Raw genomic sequence first — 22,433 nt, 5'->3', positions numbered from 1 at the left:
AATATTAAAGTGATATGTTGGTTTGAAGTGTAACAAAAAAATTTTGTTTCTACTAATTAGTAAACCAACTATCATGAAAAAACTAATAACTACTTTATTTATCCTGATCCTAGGAACTTCCTTACAGGCACAAGATCTTAACGGTTCCTATAGCGGAGAACTGGCAGTGCAGGGAATGCAACTGGAACTTATTTTTAATATTTTTCCTTCCGAAGATGGCTATACTGGCACTTTAGATGTTCCTGCCCAGGGCGCTTCAGGAATCGAATTAGATTCGGTAATTTTGCAAGACGATACGTTGACGATCAAGTCGGCTAAAATGAAAATGACTTATACCGGGAAGCTTACCGGCGAAAGCATTGAAGGAACTTATGAGCAAATGGGGCAAGAGTACCCGCTAAAATTAAAGAAAACTTTGAAGACAAAACCAGGAAATACATCATTAGCATCTAGCGAAGAAGCATTAAAAAAACTTGCTGCTAAAGAAACCGGAAATTATAACTATTCCGTAGAAGACTATTTTAGAACACCAAAGGCATTTGCGTTTCAATTATCTCCCGATGGAAAATTTATCGCTTACATGAAGCGTAGAGAATCCGGTGAGCGAGATTTATACTTAATGGATACCGAAACCAGAGACGAACGCCTATTGAAGAAACAAGAGGAAGATTTAATACGCGGATTCTCCTGGGCTAATAATGGCCGTATTTTATATATGCAAGATAAAGGTGGCGATGAAAATTACCATGTTTATGGAGTAGATGTAAATGGTGAGAATGATAAAGAATTAACTCCTTTTGAAGGCGTAAGAGTAAATATTCTGGAATCTTTAAAAGAAGATGAAGCGCATGTAATTGTGCAGATGAATAAGGATAATCTACAGCAAGAAGAACCTTATCGTCTTAATATTAATACAGGTGAAGTTACCAAATTATACACGGTTAAGGAAGGTGAACCACCGGTGGCTGGTTACGATTTTGATCGTAAAGGAAACTTAAGAGCAATTACTCGAATTGTAGATGGAGTAAATACAGAGTTGCTGTATAAAATAGATGGCGAATACAAACAAGTGAAATTAACTGAATTTGGAGATAATTTTGGTATTTCTTCTTTTAATCCAGGTTCAGATAATCCTGATGATGCTTATGTAATCTCGAATTTAGAAGGTGATAAAACCGAGATTCAGCATTACGATTTAAAAAAGAATAAGAAGATTAAAACGGTTTTTAGCAACGACACGTTTGATGTTTCTGGAATGGCACTTTCTAGAAAAAGAAATTACGAAATCGACTATTTCTCGTACACGGGAGAAAAAACAAATATAATTCCGGTAAGTGATACTTATAAAAAGATCTACAATCGATTAGAAAAAGAATTTGGTGACAAACAATTCTTCACTGTAGGCAGAACCGATGATGAATCTAAATATATGGTTGCAGTAACCAGCGATAAAATAGTTGGCGAATATTACCTATACGATGTAGAGAAAGATACGGTTACATTGCTATATAAATTACTACCACATCTTAAGGCTGAAGATATGGCAAGTATGAAACCTATTTCTTTTAAGAGTAGAGATGGGCTAGACTTGCACGGCTATATTACCTTACCACACAATTACGAAGAAGGCAAGCAAGTTCCTTTAGTTGTAAATCCTCACGGTGGGCCACAGGGAATTCGTGATAACTGGGGCTTTAATCCAGAGGCGCAATTATTTGCAAGTCGAGGATATGCTACTTTGCATGTTAATTTTAGAATTTCAGGAGGTTACGGTAAAGAGTTTTTAAAAGCAGGATTCGGGCAAATAGGCCGTAAAGCTATGGATGATGTTGAAGATGGTGTAGATTATGTCGTAAATCAAGGTTGGATAGATAAAGACCGCGTAGCAATTTATGGTGGAAGCCACGGAGGTTATGCTGTTTTACGCGGAATGACTAAAACTCCAGATAAATATGCTTGCGGAGTAGATTATGTTGGAGTTAGTAACCTAAATACTTTTATGGAAACTATTCCGCCGTATTGGGAAAAGTACCGTGAACTATTATACAAGATCTGGTATAATCCTGGAGTTCCAGAAGAAAAAACGATTATGGACGAGATATCTCCTGCATTGCAAGTAGAAAAAATAAAACATCCATTGTTTGTGGTGCAAGGTGCTAATGATCCTCGTGTGAATATTAATGAAGCCGACCAGATCGTAGAAACCCTTCGCGAAAAAGGCGTTGAAGTACCTTATATGGTAAAATACGATGAAGGACATGGCTTTGGTAAAGAAGAAAACCGATTAGACTTGTATAAAGCGATGATGGGATTTTTCGCAGAACATCTGAAAGTAGAACAGGTAGCCCCGGTTAAAGGGTAACTTTCTGTAAATATAATTTTGATAATATGGCCAGTGTAATTTGCACTGGCTTTATTATTTTGAGCCTTCCCACTCCGCATAAAACTGATCTAAAAACTGCTCCATAAATTCATGGCGTTTTTGGGCAATTTCAGCACCTGTTTTAGTATTCATGCGATCTTTCAGTAATAATAATTTTTCGTAAAAATGATTTACTGTTGGGGCGTTAGAAGCTTTATATTCTTCTTTGGTCATGTTTAATTTCGGTTCGATTTCTGGATCATAAAGCGATCTTCCTTTAAAGCCGCCGTAATTAAAGGTTCTGGCAATTCCTATCGCTCCAAGCGCATCAATACGGTCGGCATCTTGCACGATATCCAATTCATCAGAATGAAATTGTTGTTCGATATTTCCACCTTTAAATGAAATATTCTGAATTATATTAACGACATGCTCAATCACTTCCGAAGAAACATTTTGAGAGGCTAAAAATTCAGAAGCTAAATTAGGGCCCACAGTTTCATCGCCATTATGAAATTTCGAGTCGGCTATGTCGTGAAGCAAAGCGCCAAGTTGCACTATAAAATAATTCGCATTCTCGGTTTGAGCGATAAGTTCAGCAGTATTTAACACGCGCTGTATATGAAACCAATCATGCCCACCTTCGGCATTTTTAAGGGTATCTTTTACAAACTGAATGGTATTTTCTATAATTAAATCCTCATTCTTCATATTATCTAATATCAGTAATTATAGTTCGTTCTACCAGAGCGACCAGACTTTCAGGATCGCTAGTATTAATTTCTATTGGTTCGTGAACCTTCATGTGTAGCTTAACACCTGTCGTAAGCGGGAAACTTCCGTTTTTTAGTAGTTGCCAACAATTATTTATAGTGATGGGAACAACCAGTGCGTTCGGCATTTGCTTAAAAAGCATTTGCATTCCACTCGCAGCGAATTTTTTTGGCTGTCCTGTTCTGCTTCGGGTTCCTTCAGGAAAAATTACGGCAGATCGATTCGTTTCTTTCAAATATTTGGCGAATTTGGCCATTTTGAGTAAACTTTCTCTTCTGTTTTTACGATCGATTAGTACAGAACCGCCATGTCTTAAGTTGAAAGAAATACTAGGAATTCCTTTACCTAGTTCTTTTTTACTTACAAATTTTGGGTGGTGATTTCTTAGATACCAGATAATCGGCGGGATATCGTAAACTCCCTGGTGATTGGCCACAAAAATGCAAGGTCGTTCTAGCGGGATGTTATGCTTGTTTTCTACAATGATTCTAGTTCCCAATAAGTTAAGGCAGCGTAAAAGAAAGAAATTAAAAATGTCTACGCTTTTTTTGTGCGCTTTATAACCGCCTAATTTTAATGAAATCCATTGAATTGGATGAAATATTAGTAGGGTTAAAAAGAAGAAAAAATAAAAAATTACCGTTAACGGATAGGATAGTAGTTTTTTCATTATTCATTTTAAAACTACAAAAATAAGTTTTTACAGGGAAATGAGCCGTAGTTTTCTTATTCGATCATCTTAGCACACTTATTATCCAGGCAGCCGGCGATAAAATTGGGACTTACAATACTGCAATCTGAAAAGCTATCGAACCTTTCGAAGTATTCAACTTTAAGCTCATTATAATCCTCAATCATTTCTTGTAAGGCTTCAGTATTAATGCTTGTTGAAAAAACTACGAATCCTTCTGGTCCACCACAAGCTTTTCTTCCATAAGGTAGATAATCACAATCTGTATCTTCGCTGCAATTTCCAGAAATAGCAAATTGCTCAATAGCTTCAAATTGTTCCTGCAATTGCATTTCAAATACAGCTCTATCTGCATCATCATCTGCACAAGAGACCAAACTAAAAAGCGATAGTATACGCACTAATTTTTTCATATATTTTTTAGATGCAGCTCTTAAAAAAGGTTGCGTTATAAACAAAAAAAACCGACATCTTGAATGTCGGTTTTTGATATTTTTAATGTGAATTCTATCTAGCAGAACTCATCGTAAGCACCGGTAAGGTTTTCTGCAATCATTTCAGCAGGACGACCTTCAATGTGATGGCGCTCTAACATGTGCACTAATTCGCCATCTTTAAATAAAGCCATTGATGGAGAAGATGGTGGGAATGGTACCATAAATCCACGAGCTAAATCTGTAGCTTCACGATCTACACCTGCAAAAACAGTAAAAAGATTATCTGGTTTTTTTGCATTTTGTAAAGACATTCTAGCTCCTGGTCTTGCATTCGCTGCAGCACATCCACAAACCGAATTTACTACAACAAGCGTAGTGCCGTCTTTTTTCATTGCCGCTTCAACATCTTCTACGGTATGTAATTCTTCAAAACCTATGCTTGTAAGATCTTCTCGCATTGGTTTTACTAAATCTGCTGGATACATATATTGTAATTATTTATATTAAACGTTATTAGATACAAAGATATTAAATTAAGTTCAGCTTAATGAATATCAATGCTTAAACCTAAATTTCTAATCAAGTTGTCGGGTAGAAAACCTGTGCCTTACAATAAAAGCTTTTAGTTTTGTAAATGTTATCTTTGCTAAAAATTTGCAATCTATGATAAAGTGGCTTCTAGCTGTTTTAGGTTTTATGTACATGCGATTTCCGGGAGCGATCCTAGGATTTATTATTGGGACACTTTTAGATAATTGGAACCGTAATAGCGGTGGTTTTCTACAATCCATGATGGGAAAACAGGAATCTAAGGTATCTCCCGGCGATTTCGAACTCAATTTACTTTCGCTATGTGCACTGGTTATTAAGGCCGATGGGAAAGTCTCTCAAAGTGAACTCGATTACGTACGTTCTTATTTTGTGCGTGCCTATGGGAAAGAGCGTGCCAACGCAACCTTTAGAACTTTTAACGATGTAATTAAAGATAGACAATTATCGGCTTCCCGCATTTCTCAGTATTTAGCCAGCCGCACCCAATATCCAACACGATTACAAATCACTCATTTTCTATTCGGGATAGCTCAGGCCGACGGCACGGTAAGTAGTGCAGAGGCAAATATGATTCAGCAAATAGCCAGTTTTCTAAAAATTGGCGCTAAAGATTTTGAGAGTATAAAAGCGATGTTCTTTAAGCAATCGCCAGAGAATGCTTACAAAATTTTGGAAATCGAGAAATCAGCATCAGATGCCGAAGTGAAAAAAGCTTACCGAAAAATGGTCAAAAAATATCATCCCGATAAACTTTTGGATATGGATGAAGCCTATAAAAAAGGTGCCAGAGAAAAATTCGATAAAGTGCAAGAAGCCTACGAGACCATCCAAAAAGAGCGCGGTTTATAACACGCATTGCGTCTCTTAATATAATTGCTTCAAACTTTCTAAGATAAATAACATTTTTGGGCGTTGCCTGCGGCCGGGCTTTACGCTACAATCTTTTGCTCGTGCCTCCCAAAAGGATTTTCACTGCAATCCCTAACGCAAATTATTTTTGTATAGTTACGCAACCATTTAGTATTTTAGGTATCTATCTATTAAACAATACTTTATGAAGGTTACTTTGCGATATTTATTTTTATTGGTATTTCTGGTAGGTTGCGCAGGTGATGATGATGGGGAAACCGAATGTTCTTCACGACAAGATGTATTACTAGATTCTTATTATTCTCCGCAATGTTTGATACGACTGGTCGATGCTTCGGGAGAAAATCTTATTGAAAACGGAAGTATAGATCCAGAAACTATTAAGATAGAATCAGATTTAGGGGATCCTGGATTTGTTTATATTCCCGAAATCGAATACGCAGAACCTAATTCTAAACTTAGTGAAGCTCAATATTCTCTGGGAGTATTTTTGCTCGGCTATACGGAAACTTTTCAATATCAAATTAGTATTGATGGGTATGAAACAGTCGATCTGGTTTTACAGGCAGAACAAATAGAAGAACCTTGCTATTCTTATATTATTCCGGTGGGAGCATCGGTAAATGGTGAAGTTTTAGAGGAGATAGAGATTTCTGAATTTGAACTTCTTGTTGTTTTACCATTGGCAGCGCAATAGTAAGCACTTAGCTTAATGTGCAATGATCAGTTGCAACATTTTTTTACTCGTCAAATACTCAAATTCGCGTTTTTTAAGGTTAAATTTTTCATCTAAAATCAAAATTGCAGGTAAGCTAAATTCCTTATTTTTTCGACTCGCCAAAAGCAACGGAATTTGATGAATGCCGTTTCGCTGTGTCTCAGCTTGTAGATTGTAGAATTTTTGACCTTCAAAAGTGATCGTATCGGTACTTTCTGCATTCATTTTTACTGCATAGTAATCTGAATTCAATTTTGTAATGATTTCAGGGTTTTTAAACGCATTTCGATCCATTTTTTTGCAATACACACACCAATCTGCATAAAAATAGACAAATGTTTTCTTAGGTTTTACGCTAAGAGAATCCTCCAATTGCTCAAAATTGATCCAATTTATTTTATCGTTTTCCTGACTATGCCCTAGTAAGGGAAGCGCTAGGAATAAGATTAAAATTTGAAGATTTTTAGTCATATTTTGGTTCTATCTATTCAGATTTAATTAGTTAACTATTTTAGGAAAACCATTAGTCTTCATATTTTTTTATTCAAAATTCAGCATTCTCACTCTATTTTCTAATCAGTATGAGATGCTGAATCAAGTTCAGCAAGAAGACAGCAGAGGCATTCAACTGAAATTAACCTATCCACCAGTCAGCATTCAAAATCTCTTACCTCTTCTCTATTTCTAAGAATGCAGCGATCTAAATTCTTATTTCGCATTAACGCATTTTCAAATTATCAAATCTTCAATTTGAATATAAATTAGTCCTATCTCCAGATTCTTCAGTCTATATTCGTCTCTTTAATATCCTAAGCGGTCTAACTTCTTTGCCAACTTGCAGTTGCACATCATCACATTAGCAAGTTTTCAAATTATAGATTATGCAGGTTTCCAAACTTTATTCCGAAGTAAAAAGTACGGGGCTGCGCTGGGCCGTAAACATAATCAGAATCTCGAGTCGCGCCAGTATCAAAGTCATCTTGATACGCATTAAAAATATTCTGAACACCGCCATAAACATTCATCTGAAAATTTTCAGTAATATCGATATGATGACTCAGCTTCAGGTTAATGTCATAAAAAGAATCACTTTCATTCAATTGTAAAAATCCTGAATCGCTCACTACCAAAGGTACCGTCATTGGTCCCGTGTAGGTTCCGGTAAGATCCAGACTTGTTTCTTCAAATAAAGCAATATTGGTGTTCAAATAGCCATAAACATTCGGGTTTCTAACAAATTCTGAAATTACAATATCATTTTCATTTTGGGTGTTTCCATCACTTTCAAACAAAACCTGATCTTCTTTATATTTGGAATTCTGAAGGGTTCCGCCCATTTGAAAGCTAAATTTTGAAGAAGGAGAAATCCCAATTTCAACATTCATACCGCTAACGTAAGCGCCGCTACCATTTCTTACTTCTTCTAAAATCGATCCATTAGGTAGACTCGCTCCGGTACTAATGGTTGTAAAAGGATTTTCAAGATCAGTATAAAAACCTTCTAGCAAGAAGTTTGTTTGCAGTTTATTGAAATTCTTAGAATAGTTAACTGAGGCTGTGTAGGCGTTAGAATATTCAGTTTCCAGATCGTTAGATAAGATCACAAATTGTGGTTCGCCGCCAACCGAGGAAACGTGTAAATCTTCATTAAAAGCTTGCGGAGCTCTAAAACCACGAGCGTACCCTCCTCTAAACTGCCAATCGTCTGACGGTTTATATCGTAATGTTAACCGCGGACTAACAACGGTTTGATCGATTTGAGAATTACGACTTATATTTTGGATAGAATAACTACCGTCAACATCAACATAATCCAATCGTCCACCAATTAATGCGGTAAACTTTTCTGACGGTTTCCATTCGTATTGCGCAAAAGCGCCAACAGAATTTACTTTCTGATCGATATATCGATTATAGCCGGGAATATTATCTTCGGTATTGCTTAGATTATATTCGGTTCCAACAGTTAAAATATCATCATTACTTTTAAAATTCCTGGTAAATTGACCACCAAAAAGTAGCGCAAGGTCATCGGTGTTTCCGTAAGCATTCGCCGCAGAAATTGAATCTTGTCGCGTGCGGCCACCGCCTAAACCGCCGTAAAAGCTTTTACGATCGGTATGCTGCCCAGAGGTATATACAGAGAAATTATTTCTTAAGTCTTTATTGTGAAATTCATAAGTAATTCCGCCAATTACGGTATTATGGTCTAGCTCTTCAGTAATGTCGGTAAGATGCGGTGCTAAATCAAGTCGGTCGCCACCACGACGATATTCTTCTAAAGCTGTAAGATCTAAGGTAATTTTACTGTTTTCATTCGGCTTTAAAAATGCTTTGGCTCCCAGGCTGGTATTGGTAAGTTCGGTAAGTTCAGAAAATCCATCACCGTTGGCATCATAACTATCGCGGTCGCGTTTCATCCCAAAAACCGTGATACCGCTGTTTAAATCTTCACTAACTACCGATGCATTTAGGTTAAGTGTTCGATCTGGCGTCTTTCCTTCGATCAAACCAAGATTAGAAGAAACCTGCCATGAATTCAGCACAGGATCTTTTGTAATTATATTTACCGTTCCTGCGATGGCGTTAGAACCATACAATGCAGAACCACCGCTTCGAACCACTTCTATGCGATCCAGGATTGAGGTTGGTATTTGCTCTAATCCATAAACACTATTTAAAGCTGAAAAAACCGCTCGGCTATTTATCAAAACCTGAGTATAACTTCCGTCTAAACCATTTAAGCGAACCTGAGTAAATCCGCAATTTTGGCAATTGGTTTCTACCCGAACACCGGGTTGGTAATTAAGACTTTCTGCAACCGAGATTGATTGTGTGGCATTAAACAGTTTTGGACTCAAAACATTTACAATTACGGGAGCTTCTTTGATGTTTACTCTATTTCTTGTAGCGCTTACTACAATTTGATCTAAACCTAATTGGTCTTCACTAAGAGTGATATTTAGCGCTTTATTTTGTTCTTCTTCTACAATAAAAGAGATGGTTTCAGTCCTATAACCAATGGCTTGGATTTTCAAAGTTTGTTTTCCTGCGGAAAGATCTATACTGAAAAAACCATTTTTATCTGAAGAAGTTCCCTGAGTCTTACCAACTACTGAGATATTTGCAAAAGCTACACCACGGCTGTCGCTTGTTATTTTTCCATTAATCTCGATTTCCTGTTGGGCTTGTAAAATCATCGGAAAAATAAATAGTAACAGTTTTAAAATCTTCATATTACAAATTAAATTAGTTCGGTTAAATATTATTTTTAGACAAATCTAAAAATTTGTTTTTAAAATAAAAAATGTATTTTTGCATGTAATTAAATTTGAAATGACGCTTTCCGAAGAAAACTATCTAAAATCGATTTATCACTTACAGAAAAAGTATGTTCGTGGTGTAAGTACCAATGCGCTCGCCGAAGAAATGGAAACCAAAGCTTCATCGGTAACCGATATGGTAAAGAAGCTTTCAGAAAAAGAATTGGTAAACTATAAAAAGTATCAGGGCGTAAAGCTTAGCGAGAAAGGGGAGCATATTGCCATTCAGGTGATTCGTAAACATCGCTTGTGGGAATATTTCTTGGTAGAAAAGCTTCAGTTTAACTGGGATGAGGTTCACGATATTGCCGAGCAATTAGAGCATATTAAATCTGATGAGCTTATAGATAAACTCGACAAGTTTTTAGAATATCCTAAACGCGATCCTCACGGTGATCCCATTCCAGATGCTAAAGGTAATTTTGTGAATCTGGAGAAGAAAATTTTAGCTGAATTCGATCAGGGAGAACAAGGCGTTTGTGTAGGTGTAAAAGATTCTTCCGCAGCATTTCTTCAGTATTTAGACCGCAATAAGATTAAATTGGGTAAAACCATAAGTATCCTCGAAAAAGAACAATTTGATGGTTCTATGCTATTGCAGATAAATAATAAAGAGCTTACGATCTCTAAAGTTGCGGCAAATAATATTTACTTAAAACCGGCCAAAGTTGAGTAAAATCAACCAAAATAAATCGCTGGGGGAAGTTCATCATTCTGTAAATACTTCAGGAAAAAAATCGCCATGGAAGCGTATTTTGGCATTTTTAGGTCCGGCATATTTAATTAGTGTTGGTTACATGGATCCCGGCAACTGGGCGACCGATCTTGCTGGTGGTAGCCAATTTGGTTATTCCTTACTTTGGGTGCTTTTAATGTCTAACATAATGGCTTTGCTGTTGCAAAGTTTAAGTACAAGACTTGGCGTGGTTAGAGGTATGGATCTTGCCCAAGCTTCTAGAGAAGAATATCCTCCTTTTGTAAATTTTATACTTTATATTTTTGCTGAAATTGCCATAGCAGCCTGCGATCTGGCTGAAGTTGTAGGGATGGCGATTGGACTGCAGTTATTATTTGATATTCCGTTGCTGTGGGGAGTTTCAATTACAGTATTCGATAGTTTTCTATTGCTTTTTTTACTGAATAAAGGCATGCGAAAAATGGAAGCTTTTATCGTAGCACTTATCGCGATTATTGGTGGATCATTTTTACTGGAAATGTTTTTAGCAAAACCAGATCTTCCTGAAATTGCAAGCGGCTTTATTCCTAAAATACCAAACAGTGATGGTCTTTACATTGCTATCGGCATTATCGGGGCGACAGTAATGCCCCACAATTTGTATTTACATTCTTCGCTGGTACAAACTCGTAAAATTAAAAGAACCAAAAGTGGTATTCGCCAGGCTCTTCGATATAATTTTATCGATTCTGCCATAGCTTTGAATCTTGCTTTTTTTGTAAACGCTGCGATTTTAATTTTAGCAGCTTCGGTATTTTTTAAAAATGGAATGTTTGAAGTTGCCGAAATTCAGGATGCACATCAATTACTAGAACCTCTTTTAGGATCTTCTTTAGCGCCAATTCTTTTTGCGTTAGCACTTATTGCAGCAGGACAAAGTTCTACACTAACAGGAACGCTGGCAGGACAAATTGTAATGGAGGGCTATCTGAATTTAAGAATTCAGCCTTGGGTTAGACGTTTAATTACACGATTACTCGCTATAGTTCCCGCATTTCTAACGATTATTTATTTTGGGGAGCGAGCAACGGGAGAGCTTTTAGTGCTTAGTCAGGTAGTTTTAAGTTTACAACTAGGTTTCGCCATAATTCCTCTTATCCATTTTGTAAGTGATAAAAAGACAATGAATGGTTTTCATATTAAATGGCCAATTATCATTGCTTCCTGGATTATCAGTGTAATCATTGTTTTGCTGAACGCTAAACTTGTTTTTGATGAATTAAAAAACTGGATTGCTTCCTCGAATGATGCTACTTATATCTGGATTTTTGTCGTGCCCATCGTCATAGCTACCGCATTGCTTTTACTATTTATTTCTTTCTGGCCACTTTTTAAAGAGAGAATGGCAAAGGAGTGGATTAAAAATCATGCGCCACATAAGGATCCAGAAACGATCGATGATATTTCAGAAAAAAACTTCAAACATATAGCGATTGCAATAGATTTTTCAGCTTCAGATAAAAAAAGTATTTCCGCAGCTTTGAATCTTGGAGGCAAGTCTTGTAAATATACGCTTTTACATACTGTTGAAACTCCCGGTGCAGTTATCTACGGAAAGCAAATTCAGGACTATGAAACCGATAAGGATACCGAATTTTTGAAAAATTACAAGAAGCAATTAGGAGATTTAGGCTATATCGTTGAAATAAATCTTAGCTTCGGTACGCCTAAAAAAGCTATTCCGCAGTTATTAAATTCTGAAGGGAATACCTGCGATTTATTGGTAATGGGGCGCCATGGTCATAAAATGTTTAAAGATATACTATTGGGAACAACCGTAGATGAAGTAAGACATCGTATAGAAATTCCCATATTTATAATATAAAGATTAGATAAATGATAGAGAATATTATTAGTTATTTAGAAGGTATAGATCCTGTTTTAGCAGCATTATATGCTACACTTTTTACCTGGGGCGTTACTGCTGCAGGTGCCGCTTTGGTTTTCCTTTTTAAGAAAATGAATCGGATGCTTTTTGATGGGATGCTTGGTTTTACCGGTGGAGTAATGGTGGCAGCGAGTTTTTGGAGTCTGTTAGCGCCTGGTATAGAAATGAGTCCCGGCGAAGGTTTTGAAAAGACGATACCTGCGGTAGTAGGCTTTGGACTTGGCGCATTATTCATTTTTGGCTTGGATAAAATTTTGCCGCACCTACACGTTAATTTTAATAGTGAAGAAAAAGAAGGTATAAAAACTCCCTGGCATAAATCGGTATTGTTGGTTTTAGCGATAACATTACATAATATTCCAGAAGGTTTAGCTGTTGGTGTTTTATTTGGCGGTGCAGCTGCAGGATTCGAAGGGGCTAGTATTGCCGGTGCGGTAGCCCTAGCAATAGGAATTGGATTACAAAACTTCCCAGAAGGTTTTGCGGTAGCCATGCCCTTAAGGGGCCAAGGCTTTAGTAGATGGAAGAGTTTTAATTATGGTCAGCTTTCTGCAATTGTAGAACCTGTGGCGGCTGTTTTAGGGGCATGGGCAGTGATGACTTTTCAGCCAATTTTACCTTATGCCTTAGCTTTTGCTGCGGGAGCGATGATTTTTGTAGTGGTTGAAGAAGTTGTGCCAGAATCTCAACAAAGTAAATATACCGATGTAAGTACTTTAGGCTTTATAGGTGGGTTTATGGTGATGATGACTTTAGATGTAGGGCTTGGGTAAGATTTGCAACATTTTTTAATATTAATCGTCTTTAAGTAAAGAAGCCGGTTATGAAGAGACTTTTGCCAGTAATTTTAATCGTATTTTCCATTTTTAGCTTATCAGCTCAAATAGATTCTACTGCCGTGCTTGTAACTCAGGTTGGCTTGAAGATAGGACAGGAATTTGATAATGGTGATTATAAAGTAATTCTGAAAGAAGTGATCTCAGATTCTCGATGTCCTAAAAATGTGACCTGTATTTGGGCAGGAACTGCTGAGGTTTTAATTCAACTTAAAAAGGGAGAAATAAGCTGCGGAGAATATCTTCTCGAAATCGGAAGTTCTGTAGATTTCAATCTTAAAAAGCTACCGCAATTGGCCAATATTAATTTGAAAGTTAAAGGCTTATCCCCTTATCCAGAAACACCTATAAAAATTAAAGAAGAAGATTATAAGTTGTTATTACAAATATCAGAAACGATAAATTAATGACAACCGCAATCGCTCATACCGCAAGCTTTGTCGTTTTTGGGTGTTTTTTTTAGGAAAGCAGGTTTCCATACAAACTTAGTTATCAAATATCCAACAGCGATTAGAAAAGTTAGAAAGACTAAAATATGTTGTATCATTTCCATAGATTTTAAGTCGAAATTTTACAAATTACTTACGTTTTTATTTCAATACCTGAAATGCAATTAGCGCTACTACATATGCAAACACACTCATAATTATAAGTTGTAAAGTTGGCCATTTCCAGCTATTGGTTTCTTTTTGAACGATAGCCAGCGTACTCATACACTGCATTGCGAAAGCATAAAAAAGCAATAAGCTCACACCGCTAGCCAAAGTAAATAGAGGCCCGCCAAGCACAGGGTTGGTTTCTGCAGCCATTCTGTTTTTTATCGTTTCTTCTTCGTCACTACCAACGCTATAAATAGTTGCCAGTGTACCTACAAAAACTTCACGCGCTGCAAAAGAACTTATAATAGCAATACCAATTTTCCAATCGTAGCCTAAAGGAGCTACCACAGGCTCGATACCACGCCCCATAATGCCTATGTAAGAATGTTTCAGTTTATAGCTGGCGATTTCTTGCTCTAATTCGGCATTTTCTGGCGCTGTTTGTTCGGTGTAATTATCACGAACAATTTCTTCAGCTTTATTAAAATTATCCCCGGGTCCATAGCTGGCTAGTACCCATAGAATAATGGAGATTGCCAAAATGATTTTACCGGCACCAAGTACAAAAGATTTTGTTTTTTCAACAACATTAATTCCGATGTTTTTAAGCATAGGAAGTTTGTAGTTGGGCATTTCTATCACGAAATAACTTTTGGTCTTTATTTTTAAAATTGAATTTAATATCCAGGCCGAAACAATGGCAGTTCCAAAACCTAATAAATAAAGGAACATAAGCATTAAGCCCTGTAAGTTGAAACCTAAAAAGGTATCATCGGGAATTACAAGTGCAATGATAATTAGATACACGGGCAATCTTGCCGAACAGGTAGTAAAGGGAACTACCAAGATGGTGATTAGACGTTCTTTCCAGTTCTCTATATTTCTTGTAGCCATTACAGCCGGGATAGCACAAGCTGTTCCCGAAACTAAGGGTACCACACTTTTACCACTTAAACCAAAGCGGCGCATTATTCTATCCATTAAAAATACGACTCGACTCATATAACCGGTTTCTTCCAGAATCGATATAAAGAGGAATAAAAATGCAATCTGCGGAATAAAAATTACGATTCCGCCTAAGCCTGGTAAAATTCCTTCTGAAATAAGATTAGTAAAAACTCCTTCAGGTAGATTAGTTTTTGCCATCTCACTAAGTGAGGCAAAAGTACTATCAATAAGATCCATAGGATAACTGGACCAGTCGTAAATCGCCTGAAATATTAATAAAAGAATACCAAAGAAAATAACATAGCCCCAAACTTTATGAGTAAGCACGCGATCCAGTCTTGATCTTAGATCTTTGGCAGCGTGAGCATTTACGGTTAGTGTTTCTTTTAAAACTCCGTTTATAAATTGATAGCGGTGTATGGTTTCTTTTTGCTGAAGGCGTTTCAGTTCAGAAACGGGCTTCGTACTAAAGCTAGAATTTTTGCTGAGTTCATTTCGGTTTATATTTCCGAAGTTAACATCCTGTGTAATTACCAGCCAGAGTTTATATAACGATTGCTTCGGAAATGCTTTTCTCAAACTATCAAAATAGTCTGGATCGATAACAGAAGCATTTACACAAGGCGTTGTTGAAATATTGCGGTAATTGATAATAAGCTCTTTTAGCTTATCAATTCCCATATTTTTTCTGGCACTTACTAAAGCAATACTCGTATTTAATCGCTCTTCTAAGGCATCAATGTCTAAAGAAATACCTTTGCGTTCCATACGATCGGCCATATTGATAACCAATATTGTAGGAATTCCGAGATCTTTTATTTGGGTAAAAAGAAGAAGGTTTCTTTTAAGATTTTCAACATCACTAACAACTACGGCAACATCTGGATAGTCTTTGTCGTTTTTGTTCAGTAATAATTCAATCACCACATTTTCGTCTAGCGAAGATGCGTTAAGGCTATACGTTCCGGGAAGATCAAGAATGTGTGCTTTTAAACCACGAGGAAGTTTACAGATTCCTTCCTTCTTTTCTACTGTAATCCCGGGTAGTTACCAACTTTCTGGTTTAGGCCGGTTAACTGATTAAACACTGAAGTTTTACCGGTATTAGGATTTCCAATTAGCGCTACATTAATCTGTTTGCCGGTCATTTGATAAGCTCTATTTCAATTTGTAAAGCAGTTTCTTTTCTGATGGCTAAGTGACTTCCGTTGATGTTAAGGTACATAGGGTCTTTGAAGGGTGCGGTTTGTACCAACTCGACCTCGTTACCGGGAAGACATCCCATTTCGAGTAATTTTAACGGTACATTATCTGCGGAAAATTCTTTGATTATCCCGCGTTCGCCTCGATTTAATTGAGCTACTGTAACCTTCAAATTTATTTAGATTGAATTTAAACAACGCAAAAATAGTGGAATTTGAGCAGTAACAAAAGTTTAGGCGTTAAAATGTACTTTTCAGTCTTGGTATTCCTGTTTAAGGATGTTGATATCTGCCATTAAATCTTCAATAGCTTCAGGATTAGTGCCATCGTAAAAACCTCTTATTTGTCGGTTTTTGTCTACTAACACAAAATTTTCGGTATGGACCATATCATATTTACCACCATCGCCTTCACTTTTAGCGGCGAGGTATGATTTTCTAGCCAGATCGTAGATTTGCTTTTTATTGCCAGTAACAAGATTCCATTTTTCATCAATCACTCCTTTTTCTTCAGCATAACGTTTTAATTGCGCCACAGTATCTGTGCGTGGCATCACCGTATGAGAAAGCAATAAAACCTCAGGATCATCCTTAATTCGGTTTTGGATTTTCACCATATGATCGGTCATTATTGGGCAAATCGTTGCGCAGGTAGTAAAAAAGAAATCGGCAATATAGATTTTGTCGTTGTAATTCTTATTGGTAATAGTATCGCCGTTTTGATTGATTAGTTTAAAATCGGCGATTTTATGATACTTGCGAACGTATTGCATCGTAGTATCTACAAGTTCATTATTCACCATATCTGGTTGATAAATGGCTAATTTCTTTTCGGGCTTCAGTAAAGAATAAATAGACCACATGATTACGACGCAGAGTATCCCGAAAGTGATAATGAAAATCTTATATCTGGAAAGAAATTTACGCATAGCAAATTTTTATGCAAAATTAAAGCCTGATGCTGAATTAGCCACAAGAAATAAGCAAAAATTTTGGCAGGATAAATGCGAACTGATATTCAGACTTTTCTAGGTCTTTTGAAAAGACTACTTTTGTGCGATTTTAAATTTGAATTTTAGCGAATGGATCCATTTATTATTAAGGCAATACAACTTCTACTTAGCTTGTCATTGCTTATAGTGCTGCATGAGTTTGGACATTTCATACCGGCAAAATTATTTAAAACAAGAGTTGAAAAATTCTTCTTGTTTTTTGATGTAAAGTTTGCCCTTTTTAAGAAGAAAATAGGAGAGACCGTTTACGGTATTGGTTGGTTGCCTTTAGGAGGTTATGTGAAAATCTCTGGGATGATCGACGAGAGTATGGATAAAGAGCAAATGGCTCAACCACCGCAAGATTGGGAGTTTAGAAGTAAGCCAGCCTGGCAACGTTTAATTATCATGCTTGGTGGTGTTACTGTAAACTTAGTGCTAGGTTTCCTTTTGTTTATGATGATTCTATTTGTTTGGGGTAAAAATTATATTGGCCCAGATGAAATGCCTGAAGGTTTTGCAGTTGTAGACCAATTTAAAGCTTACGGTTTTGAAGACGGTGATCGTGTTCTACAAGTGAATGGCGATGAATTTAAGAATAGCGTAGATATTAACCGAAATCTGTTTATGCGTGATGTGAAAACAGTAACGGTACTACATCAAAATGGTGCTGAAGAAACGATCAGTATTCCAGAGAATATTGGTCAGCAGATGTTTCAGGAGGGTATCATGCAACCTTTTATCCCGATACAAAGACCAATTTTAGACAGTGTAGCTCCAGAAACTGCAGCGCAGATCGCGGGGCTTAAAAAAGGAGACAGTGTCATTTCTATCAACGATCAAGAAACGGGATACTGGCACGAAATGACTAAAGTGACCAAAGAGCATAAAAACAAAGAAATGGAAATTGTTTTTGAGCGCGATGGTGAGATTAAAAGTGTAATGGCTACGCCAGATGAGGATGGGATTTTAGGAGTAACCCCAAGAAGAGATTTTGAAGTTAAAACCAGAGAATATGGTCTTGCAGAAAGCGTTTCAGCTGGTTTTAATGAATGTTACTGGACTTTGCATGACTATGCATATCAATTTAAATATGTGTTCACTAAAAAGGGTGCTACGCAGGTTGGTGGTTTTGGTTCGATTGGCGGACTTTTCCCTGATGCTTGGAACTGGAAGGCATTTTGGCATACTACAGCCTGGATTTCTATAATTTTAGCATTTATGAATATTTTACCGATCCCTGCACTAGATGGTGGTCACGTAATGTTCCTACTTTATGAAATTATTACCGGAAGAAAACCTAACGAGAAATTTATGGAATATGCTCAAATGGTAGGATTCTTTATTTTGATTGCTTTGGTATTATACGCTAACGGAAATGATATCTATCGCGCGATATTCGATAAATAAGACTGAAAATTTATAAAAATAAAAAGCCCGAAATCGTAGAATTTCGGGCTTTTTATTTTTGATAGTATTATAAGTGATATTCCTTTTTTCGGAGCTGAAAAAATATCTACAGTCTTAATCAACTTCGGGAAACATAAATACTTCAATTTCCTCGGAAGAAAATTTAGGGTTGGCACCTTCTTTTGAAGCAACCAGAGCGCCCATTGCACAAGCGTAATTCAGTGCTTTTTGTGGCGCTTCATTCTTCAGTAATTTTGAAATTAATGAAGCTAAAAAGCTATCTCCAGATCCTACGGTATCGGCAACTTTTACTTTGTAACCGCTATTATAATATAACTTTTCTTCAGTAAAAAGAACTGCGCCATGGCTGCCTTTAGTTACACAGATAGATTTGGCATTAGTGATCTTCGCCATATAGCTAAGATTTTGTTCTAAAGAATGGAAAGGTGAATCGAACATTTCAGCAATTTCATATAATTCATCATCATTAAATTTGATGAAATCTGCCTGCATCATTAAATCTTCAATAACCTCCTTGCTATAATGGGGTGGCCGTAAATTAATATCAAAAACGCGGAATTTCGCATGCTTTAAAAGCTGAAGTAAAGTTTCTCTACTCTGTGCATCACGACACGCCAAACTTCCGAAGATAAAAGCATTTGACGCTTTTACAGCTTCCTTCATTTTTTCAGAAATCTCGATTTTATCCCAGGCTGCAGGATGCTCGATAGTATAAGAGGCAGATCCGCTGTTATCGAGAGTGACATTTACCACTCCGGTAGGATAATCGGGGGTTTTAGCAACTAAAGTGTTATCGATGCTTCTAGAATCTAAAAACTCTAGTAGGTTTTCTCCTTTTTTATCTGCGCCAACGCTACTTATCATAGCGGTTGGTATATTGTTAGCGCGAAGCCGAGATGCTACATTTAAAGGTGCGCCTCCAATTTTCTCTGAATTCGGAAAAATATCGTACAATATTTCTCCAAAGCATACTGCGTTTAATTGCTGTGACATTAATTCCAAATTTCGTTAGCAGCGGTTAAAATTACCGGTAGTTTATCGGTAACTAAAATGGTGTGTTCGTGTTGTGTTACAAAGCCTCCTTTATTGCCTACCAGCGTCCAACCATCATTTAGTTCTACGGTCTCAGTCGATTTTGTCGAAATAAAAGTTTCGATAGCTACCGTAGTATTTTTTCTGAAACGCTCTTTATTGGTTTTAATACGATAATTAAGAATGTTTTCAGGTTTTTCATGAAGACTGCGTCCCACCCCGTGGCCGGCTAGATCTCTAATAACTTTAAATCCCGATTTTTTAGCTTCTGTTTCCATTAAATGTCCAATATCTGCGATTTTCACTCCACCACGAATTCTATTAATAGCTTTTTGTAGGATATCTTTAGAAGCATCTACAAGTGGCTGATGGTCATTAAGATCTTGACCAACAATAAAAGAACCACCGTTATCTGCCCAAAATCCATTTAATTCAGCCGAAACATCGATATTAATTAAATCACCTTCTTTTAGAATTTTTTGTGCTGAAGGGATTCCGTGTGCTGCTTCATTATTTACACTAATGCACGTATATCCAGGAAATCCATAAGACTCGTAAGGAGCAGATTTAGCGCCGTATTCTTCCAGAATTTTACCGCCATAATCATCAATTTCTTTTGTAGAAATCCCTGCTTTAGTAAATTCTCTCATTAATTTTAGTGTGGTAGCAACTACCTCACTAATCTTCTTCATTCCTTCTAATTCGGCTTCAGAGCTTATAGACATATCTGTATATTTATGAGTGTGTAAATTTAGTCAAAATTAAATTCAGCAGCTTCAATATCGATTACCGGTACGCCCTCATTAATTTTTAAACTTGTATAAGGTTGCTTCGGAAAAAAGATTTCGGTCATTACTGTTTTTCCATCATCATAGAAAATTTCAACACTCATATTATCCAAAATCATCCTCACTTGTAAAGAATCTGAAGTTGAAATGCGCTGTCCGGTAGACACGGTAGAGGCAAATTCTTTTCCGAAGTCGGTAATCCCAGACGCTGAGCGATCGATATAAAACTCATTTTCTTCCTTTTTGAAGCCAAATTTAAATTGGTCATCTCCCTCGCTTATCAAACTGAAATGAACATCTTTAGTAATTTTAGGAATTAAAAATGATACCTGCGCTTTGGTAAGATCCAGGTCGTTATGATCGACAATAGCATGATCCTCGTCGGTTAATTTCCATTTGGTAATGGTTTCTCCAACATACTTTTCTAATTCTTCAACAGGGTGCGAAGTAATGATATAATCATCATTTTCTTCAATAAGCCGGAGTTCTCTGGCGATAGTCATCGCACTTCTCCAGGTCTCTGTAGGAACTTCTTGGGCATAAAGCCAGTTAGACATCCACCCTACAAATAAGGTTCTGCCATCTTCTTTTGGAATATTAGACCAGGTAACACCCGCATAATTATCTTTACCAAAATCCAGCCAATAGGGATGGTTTATATTCTTACCGTACAAATCGGCTTCGGGGGTAAAATTTTTACCATCCCAATCGCCCACAAAATATTGTGTTCCCGATCCGCCATTATAACCGCCGGGATTTGTACTTTGGATAAGTACCCATTTGGTTTTATTAGTTCCTTCAACCTGCATTTTGAAAAAATCTGGGCATTCCCAAACGCCATCCTGAGCAGCGTAATTTTCGCCAAATTCAGATACTTTTTTCCAATCTTTTAAATTTTTTGAAGAATAAAAATATGCTCGATCTTTTGCCGAAAGCACCATAAGCCATTGCTTATGATCTTCGTTCCAGGTTATTTTCGGGTCCCTAAAATCCTGTAATTTGGGATTTTCGATTACCGGGTTAGCCTCGTATTTAGTCCATGTTTTACCCTCGTCTAAGCTATAAGCAATTGCCTGGGATTGATAATCAATGCGCTTTTCTTCTTCGCCTTTAGGATCGTGATATGTAAACATCGCGACGATTGGCGTGTTTAAGCCATCTCCAAAGCCGGAAGTATTGTCGTGATCTACCACTGCGCTTCCGCTAAATATATAGCCTTTTTCATCTGGATAAAGAGCGATTTCCTGCTCTTCCCAAGTAACCATGTCTTTGCTGGTAGCGTGCCCCCAGTGCATTGGTCCCCAAACATTATCTTCTGGATAATATTGAAAGAAAAGATGATAAGTTCCATTAAGATAAAACATCCCGTTAGGATCGTTCATCCAATGTTCTTTTGGAGAGAAATGGAATGAAGGTCTAAAATCTTCATTTTCTTGTGAAGCTAAAGATGTCGTTTTCTCCGGTTTTTTTTCTTTGCCAGTTTCTTTGCAAGAAAACACGATTAATAATAAAACAAGAAGCGCTGCAGGTTTATAAATCTTCATGGCGTTTACATTTAGCATTAAGTGGCAGCTAGTTATTAGGTTTTATAAAATAATTAAAAATTCAGCGAAAAACCTATTAATATTTTAAACGCATTTGGTTGGCGAAATTTGTTAGGTTGTAGAAAAGGTTTGTTTTTACTTCCAGAAAACAAAAAAGCCACACTAAAAATAGCGTGGCTTTATGCTCCCCCTCTTGGACTCGAACCAAGGACCCTCTGATTAACAGTCAGATGCTCTAACCAACTGAGCTAAGGAGGAATTTATCAATATGTCTTCAGCATTCTCGGCAGCTGAATTTGCCCTAAAAATTAATGCTCCCCCTCTTGGACTCGAACCAAGGACCCTCTGATTAACAGTCAGATGCTCTAACCAACTGAGCTAAGGAGGAATTTGCAATCAATTTTGCGGATGCAAATATAACCGAATTTTTATTTATCGCTAAATAATATTCAAAAAAATGAAAAAGTATTTCAAATAATTTTCAGTGATTGAGAAATATACTCCCTATTCTGTTGAAAATCTACATTTTATAATTCAGTTTTTAAAAAATAAATATTTTAGGAATCTCTAGCTCTCGTGGGCATATTGAATCATGAAAATAGTATTTGGTGGTTTTGAGCAGTTCTTATAATTTCAGTAAAAAGACAGAAATGCTTAATTATTACATTCTCGATTGTTTAAATATATTGTTTTTAAGTCCAAGATTGGAG

At 36.7% G+C, this 22,433-nt stretch carries 19 protein-coding genes, 2 tRNA genes and 1 pseudogene; 8 read left to right on the top strand and 14 right to left on the bottom strand.

Annotated features, from left to right (window positions below; genetic code table 11):
• The first annotated feature begins 73 nt into the window (after nt 1–73).
• Nucleotides 74–2,362 carry a S9 family peptidase gene (locus tag QWY91_RS13145; protein WP_290235813.1) on the top strand — a complete coding sequence of 763 codons (2,289 nt, stop codon included), beginning with the start codon at nt 74–76 and terminating at the stop codon, nt 2,360–2,362.
• A 54-nt stretch (nt 2,363–2,416) separates the two neighbouring features.
• Here the strand turns inward: QWY91_RS13145 and QWY91_RS13140 are convergent, their stop codons facing one another.
• The 4 genes from QWY91_RS13140 to QWY91_RS13125 form a co-directional block, all read right to left on the bottom strand.
• Nucleotides 2,417–3,073, bottom strand: coding sequence for an HD domain-containing protein (locus tag QWY91_RS13140; RefSeq protein WP_290235811.1), 657 nt, complete (start codon nt 3,071–3,073; stop codon nt 2,417–2,419).
• 1 nt (nt 3,074) lies between these two features.
• On the bottom strand, nt 3,075–3,806 hold the full coding sequence (locus QWY91_RS13135) for a lysophospholipid acyltransferase family protein (protein ID WP_290235809.1): 732 nt from the start codon (nt 3,804–3,806) through the stop codon (nt 3,075–3,077).
• 56 nt (nt 3,807–3,862) lie between these two features.
• On the bottom strand, nt 3,863–4,240 hold the full coding sequence (locus tag QWY91_RS13130) for a hypothetical protein (RefSeq protein ID WP_290235808.1): 378 nt from the start codon (nt 4,238–4,240) through the stop codon (nt 3,863–3,865).
• Between the two features lie 98 nt (nt 4,241–4,338).
• On the bottom strand, nt 4,339–4,749 hold the full coding sequence (locus QWY91_RS13125) for a BrxA/BrxB family bacilliredoxin (RefSeq protein ID WP_290235805.1): 411 nt from the start codon (nt 4,747–4,749) through the stop codon (nt 4,339–4,341).
• A 178-nt stretch (nt 4,750–4,927) separates the two neighbouring features.
• On the opposite strand from QWY91_RS13125, the gene QWY91_RS13120 reads away from it, so the two are divergent.
• The gene (locus tag QWY91_RS13120) at nt 4,928–5,665 is read left to right on the top strand and encodes a TerB family tellurite resistance protein (RefSeq protein ID WP_290235803.1); all 738 of its coding nucleotides are present in this window, start codon (nt 4,928–4,930) and stop codon (nt 5,663–5,665) included.
• A 205-nt stretch (nt 5,666–5,870) separates the two neighbouring features.
• Nucleotides 5,871–6,383: a hypothetical protein gene (locus QWY91_RS13115; RefSeq protein WP_290235801.1), complete on the top strand. Its 513-nt coding sequence runs from the start codon at nt 5,871–5,873 to the stop codon at nt 6,381–6,383.
• A gap of 12 nt (nt 6,384–6,395) precedes the next feature.
• Here QWY91_RS13115 and QWY91_RS13110 read toward each other — a convergent pair whose 3' ends face one another.
• Both QWY91_RS13110 and QWY91_RS13105 read right to left on the bottom strand, forming a co-directional pair.
• Nucleotides 6,396–6,875, bottom strand: coding sequence for a thioredoxin family protein (locus QWY91_RS13110; RefSeq protein ID WP_290235799.1), 480 nt, complete (start codon nt 6,873–6,875; stop codon nt 6,396–6,398).
• 401 nt (nt 6,876–7,276) lie between these two features.
• Nucleotides 7,277–9,640: a TonB-dependent receptor gene (locus QWY91_RS13105; protein ID WP_290235797.1), complete on the bottom strand. Its 2,364-nt coding sequence runs from the start codon at nt 9,638–9,640 to the stop codon at nt 7,277–7,279.
• Nucleotides 9,641–9,740: 100 nt separating this feature from the next.
• On the opposite strand from QWY91_RS13105, the gene QWY91_RS13100 reads away from it, so the two are divergent.
• Genes QWY91_RS13100 through QWY91_RS13085 form a run of 4 tightly spaced genes read left to right on the top strand, consistent with a single transcriptional unit; the run spans nt 9,741 to nt 13,594 of the window.
• Nucleotides 9,741–10,403 carry a metal-dependent transcriptional regulator gene (locus QWY91_RS13100; RefSeq protein WP_290237102.1) on the top strand — a complete coding sequence of 221 codons (663 nt, stop codon included), beginning with the start codon at nt 9,741–9,743 and terminating at the stop codon, nt 10,401–10,403.
• Entirely contained in the window at nt 10,396–12,288 is a 1,893-nt protein-coding gene (locus QWY91_RS13095) for an Nramp family divalent metal transporter (protein WP_290235796.1), read from the top strand. Before QWY91_RS13100 ends, QWY91_RS13095 begins: the two co-directional genes overlap by 8 nt.
• 11 nt (nt 12,289–12,299) lie before the next feature.
• Entirely contained in the window at nt 12,300–13,124 is an 825-nt protein-coding gene (locus QWY91_RS13090; protein WP_386270340.1) for a ZIP family metal transporter, read from the top strand.
• Between the two features lie 50 nt (nt 13,125–13,174).
• Entirely contained in the window at nt 13,175–13,594 is a 420-nt protein-coding gene (locus tag QWY91_RS13085) for a hypothetical protein (RefSeq protein ID WP_290235794.1), read from the top strand.
• A 183-nt stretch (nt 13,595–13,777) separates the two neighbouring features.
• Here the strand turns inward: QWY91_RS13085 and feoB are convergent.
• From feoB to QWY91_RS13070, 3 genes and pseudogenes are all read right to left on the bottom strand, one after another.
• Nucleotides 13,778–15,882 (bottom strand): annotated as a pseudogene (gene feoB, locus QWY91_RS13080) (ferrous iron transport protein B).
• Nucleotides 15,879–16,109 carry a FeoA family protein gene (locus QWY91_RS13075; RefSeq protein ID WP_270059643.1) on the bottom strand — a complete coding sequence of 77 codons (231 nt, stop codon included), beginning with the start codon at nt 16,107–16,109 and terminating at the stop codon, nt 15,879–15,881. The pseudogene feoB and the gene QWY91_RS13075 overlap by 4 nt, the downstream one beginning before the upstream one ends.
• 81 nt (nt 16,110–16,190) lie before the next feature.
• A complete protein-coding gene (locus QWY91_RS13070) occupies nt 16,191–16,865 on the bottom strand; it encodes an SCO family protein (protein ID WP_290235789.1) in 675 nt (224 codons plus the stop codon).
• Between the two features lie 153 nt (nt 16,866–17,018).
• Between QWY91_RS13070 and rseP the strand changes: the two genes are divergently transcribed.
• On the top strand, nt 17,019–18,338 hold the full coding sequence (gene rseP / locus QWY91_RS13065) for an RIP metalloprotease RseP (RefSeq protein ID WP_290235787.1): 1,320 nt from the start codon (nt 17,019–17,021) through the stop codon (nt 18,336–18,338).
• A gap of 114 nt (nt 18,339–18,452) precedes the next feature.
• Here the strand turns inward: rseP and QWY91_RS13060 are convergent, their stop codons facing one another.
• From QWY91_RS13060 to QWY91_RS13040, 5 genes are all read right to left on the bottom strand, one after another.
• Nucleotides 18,453–19,352, bottom strand: a complete 900-nt coding sequence (locus QWY91_RS13060) for a carbohydrate kinase family protein (protein WP_290235786.1) — start codon at nt 19,350–19,352, stop codon at nt 18,453–18,455.
• Nucleotides 19,352–20,116, bottom strand: coding sequence for a type I methionyl aminopeptidase (map, locus tag QWY91_RS13055; protein WP_290235784.1), 765 nt, complete (start codon nt 20,114–20,116; stop codon nt 19,352–19,354). Before map ends, QWY91_RS13060 begins: the two co-directional genes overlap by 1 nt.
• 26 nt (nt 20,117–20,142) lie before the next feature.
• Nucleotides 20,143–21,723 carry a glycoside hydrolase family 32 protein gene (locus QWY91_RS13050; RefSeq protein ID WP_290235782.1) on the bottom strand — a complete coding sequence of 527 codons (1,581 nt, stop codon included), beginning with the start codon at nt 21,721–21,723 and terminating at the stop codon, nt 20,143–20,145.
• A 184-nt stretch (nt 21,724–21,907) separates the two neighbouring features.
• A tRNA-Asn gene (locus QWY91_RS13045) sits at nt 21,908–21,981 on the bottom strand.
• Between the two features lie 56 nt (nt 21,982–22,037).
• Nucleotides 22,038–22,111, bottom strand: a tRNA-Asn gene (locus QWY91_RS13040).
• Between the last annotated feature and the right edge of the window lie 322 nt (nt 22,112–22,433).

Origin of the sequence: Zunongwangia endophytica (assembly GCF_030409505.1) — a bacterium.
Taxonomy (GTDB): domain Bacteria; phylum Bacteroidota; class Bacteroidia; order Flavobacteriales; family Flavobacteriaceae; genus Zunongwangia; species Zunongwangia endophytica.
Note: the sequence above shows the minus strand (reverse complement) of the source record. Positions and strands in the feature narration are given on the sequence as shown.

Bases quoted from the DNA above. Each gene is read 5' to 3' on its own strand.
- QWY91_RS13145 (WP_290235813.1), top strand. From the start codon at position 74: ATGAAAAAACTAATAACTACTTTATTTATCCTGATCCTAGGAACTTCC.
- QWY91_RS13140 (WP_290235811.1), bottom strand. From the start codon at position 3,073: ATGAAGAATGAGGATTTAATTATAGAAAATACCATTCAGTTTGTAAAA.
- QWY91_RS13135 (WP_290235809.1), bottom strand. From the start codon at position 3,806: ATGAAAAAACTACTATCCTATCCGTTAACGGTAATTTTTTATTTTTTC.
- QWY91_RS13130 (WP_290235808.1), bottom strand. From the start codon at position 4,240: ATGAAAAAATTAGTGCGTATACTATCGCTTTTTAGTTTGGTCTCTTGT.
- QWY91_RS13125 (WP_290235805.1), bottom strand. From the start codon at position 4,749: ATGTATCCAGCAGATTTAGTAAAACCAATGCGAGAAGATCTTACAAGC.
- QWY91_RS13120 (WP_290235803.1), top strand. From the start codon at position 4,928: ATGATAAAGTGGCTTCTAGCTGTTTTAGGTTTTATGTACATGCGATTT.
- QWY91_RS13115 (WP_290235801.1), top strand. From the start codon at position 5,871: ATGAAGGTTACTTTGCGATATTTATTTTTATTGGTATTTCTGGTAGGT.
- QWY91_RS13110 (WP_290235799.1), bottom strand. From the start codon at position 6,875: ATGACTAAAAATCTTCAAATTTTAATCTTATTCCTAGCGCTTCCCTTA.
- QWY91_RS13105 (WP_290235797.1), bottom strand. From the start codon at position 9,640: ATGAAGATTTTAAAACTGTTACTATTTATTTTTCCGATGATTTTACAA.
- QWY91_RS13100 (WP_290237102.1), top strand. From the start codon at position 9,741: ATGACGCTTTCCGAAGAAAACTATCTAAAATCGATTTATCACTTACAG.
- QWY91_RS13090 (WP_386270340.1), top strand. From the start codon at position 12,300: ATGATAGAGAATATTATTAGTTATTTAGAAGGTATAGATCCTGTTTTA.
- QWY91_RS13085 (WP_290235794.1), top strand. From the start codon at position 13,175: ATGAAGAGACTTTTGCCAGTAATTTTAATCGTATTTTCCATTTTTAGC.
- QWY91_RS13070 (WP_290235789.1), bottom strand. From the start codon at position 16,865: ATGCGTAAATTTCTTTCCAGATATAAGATTTTCATTATCACTTTCGGG.
- rseP (WP_290235787.1), top strand. From the start codon at position 17,019: ATGGATCCATTTATTATTAAGGCAATACAACTTCTACTTAGCTTGTCA.
- QWY91_RS13060 (WP_290235786.1), bottom strand. From the start codon at position 19,352: ATGTCACAGCAATTAAACGCAGTATGCTTTGGAGAAATATTGTACGAT.
- map (WP_290235784.1), bottom strand. From the start codon at position 20,116: ATGTCTATAAGCTCTGAAGCCGAATTAGAAGGAATGAAGAAGATTAGT.
- QWY91_RS13050 (WP_290235782.1), bottom strand. From the start codon at position 21,723: ATGAAGATTTATAAACCTGCAGCGCTTCTTGTTTTATTATTAATCGTG.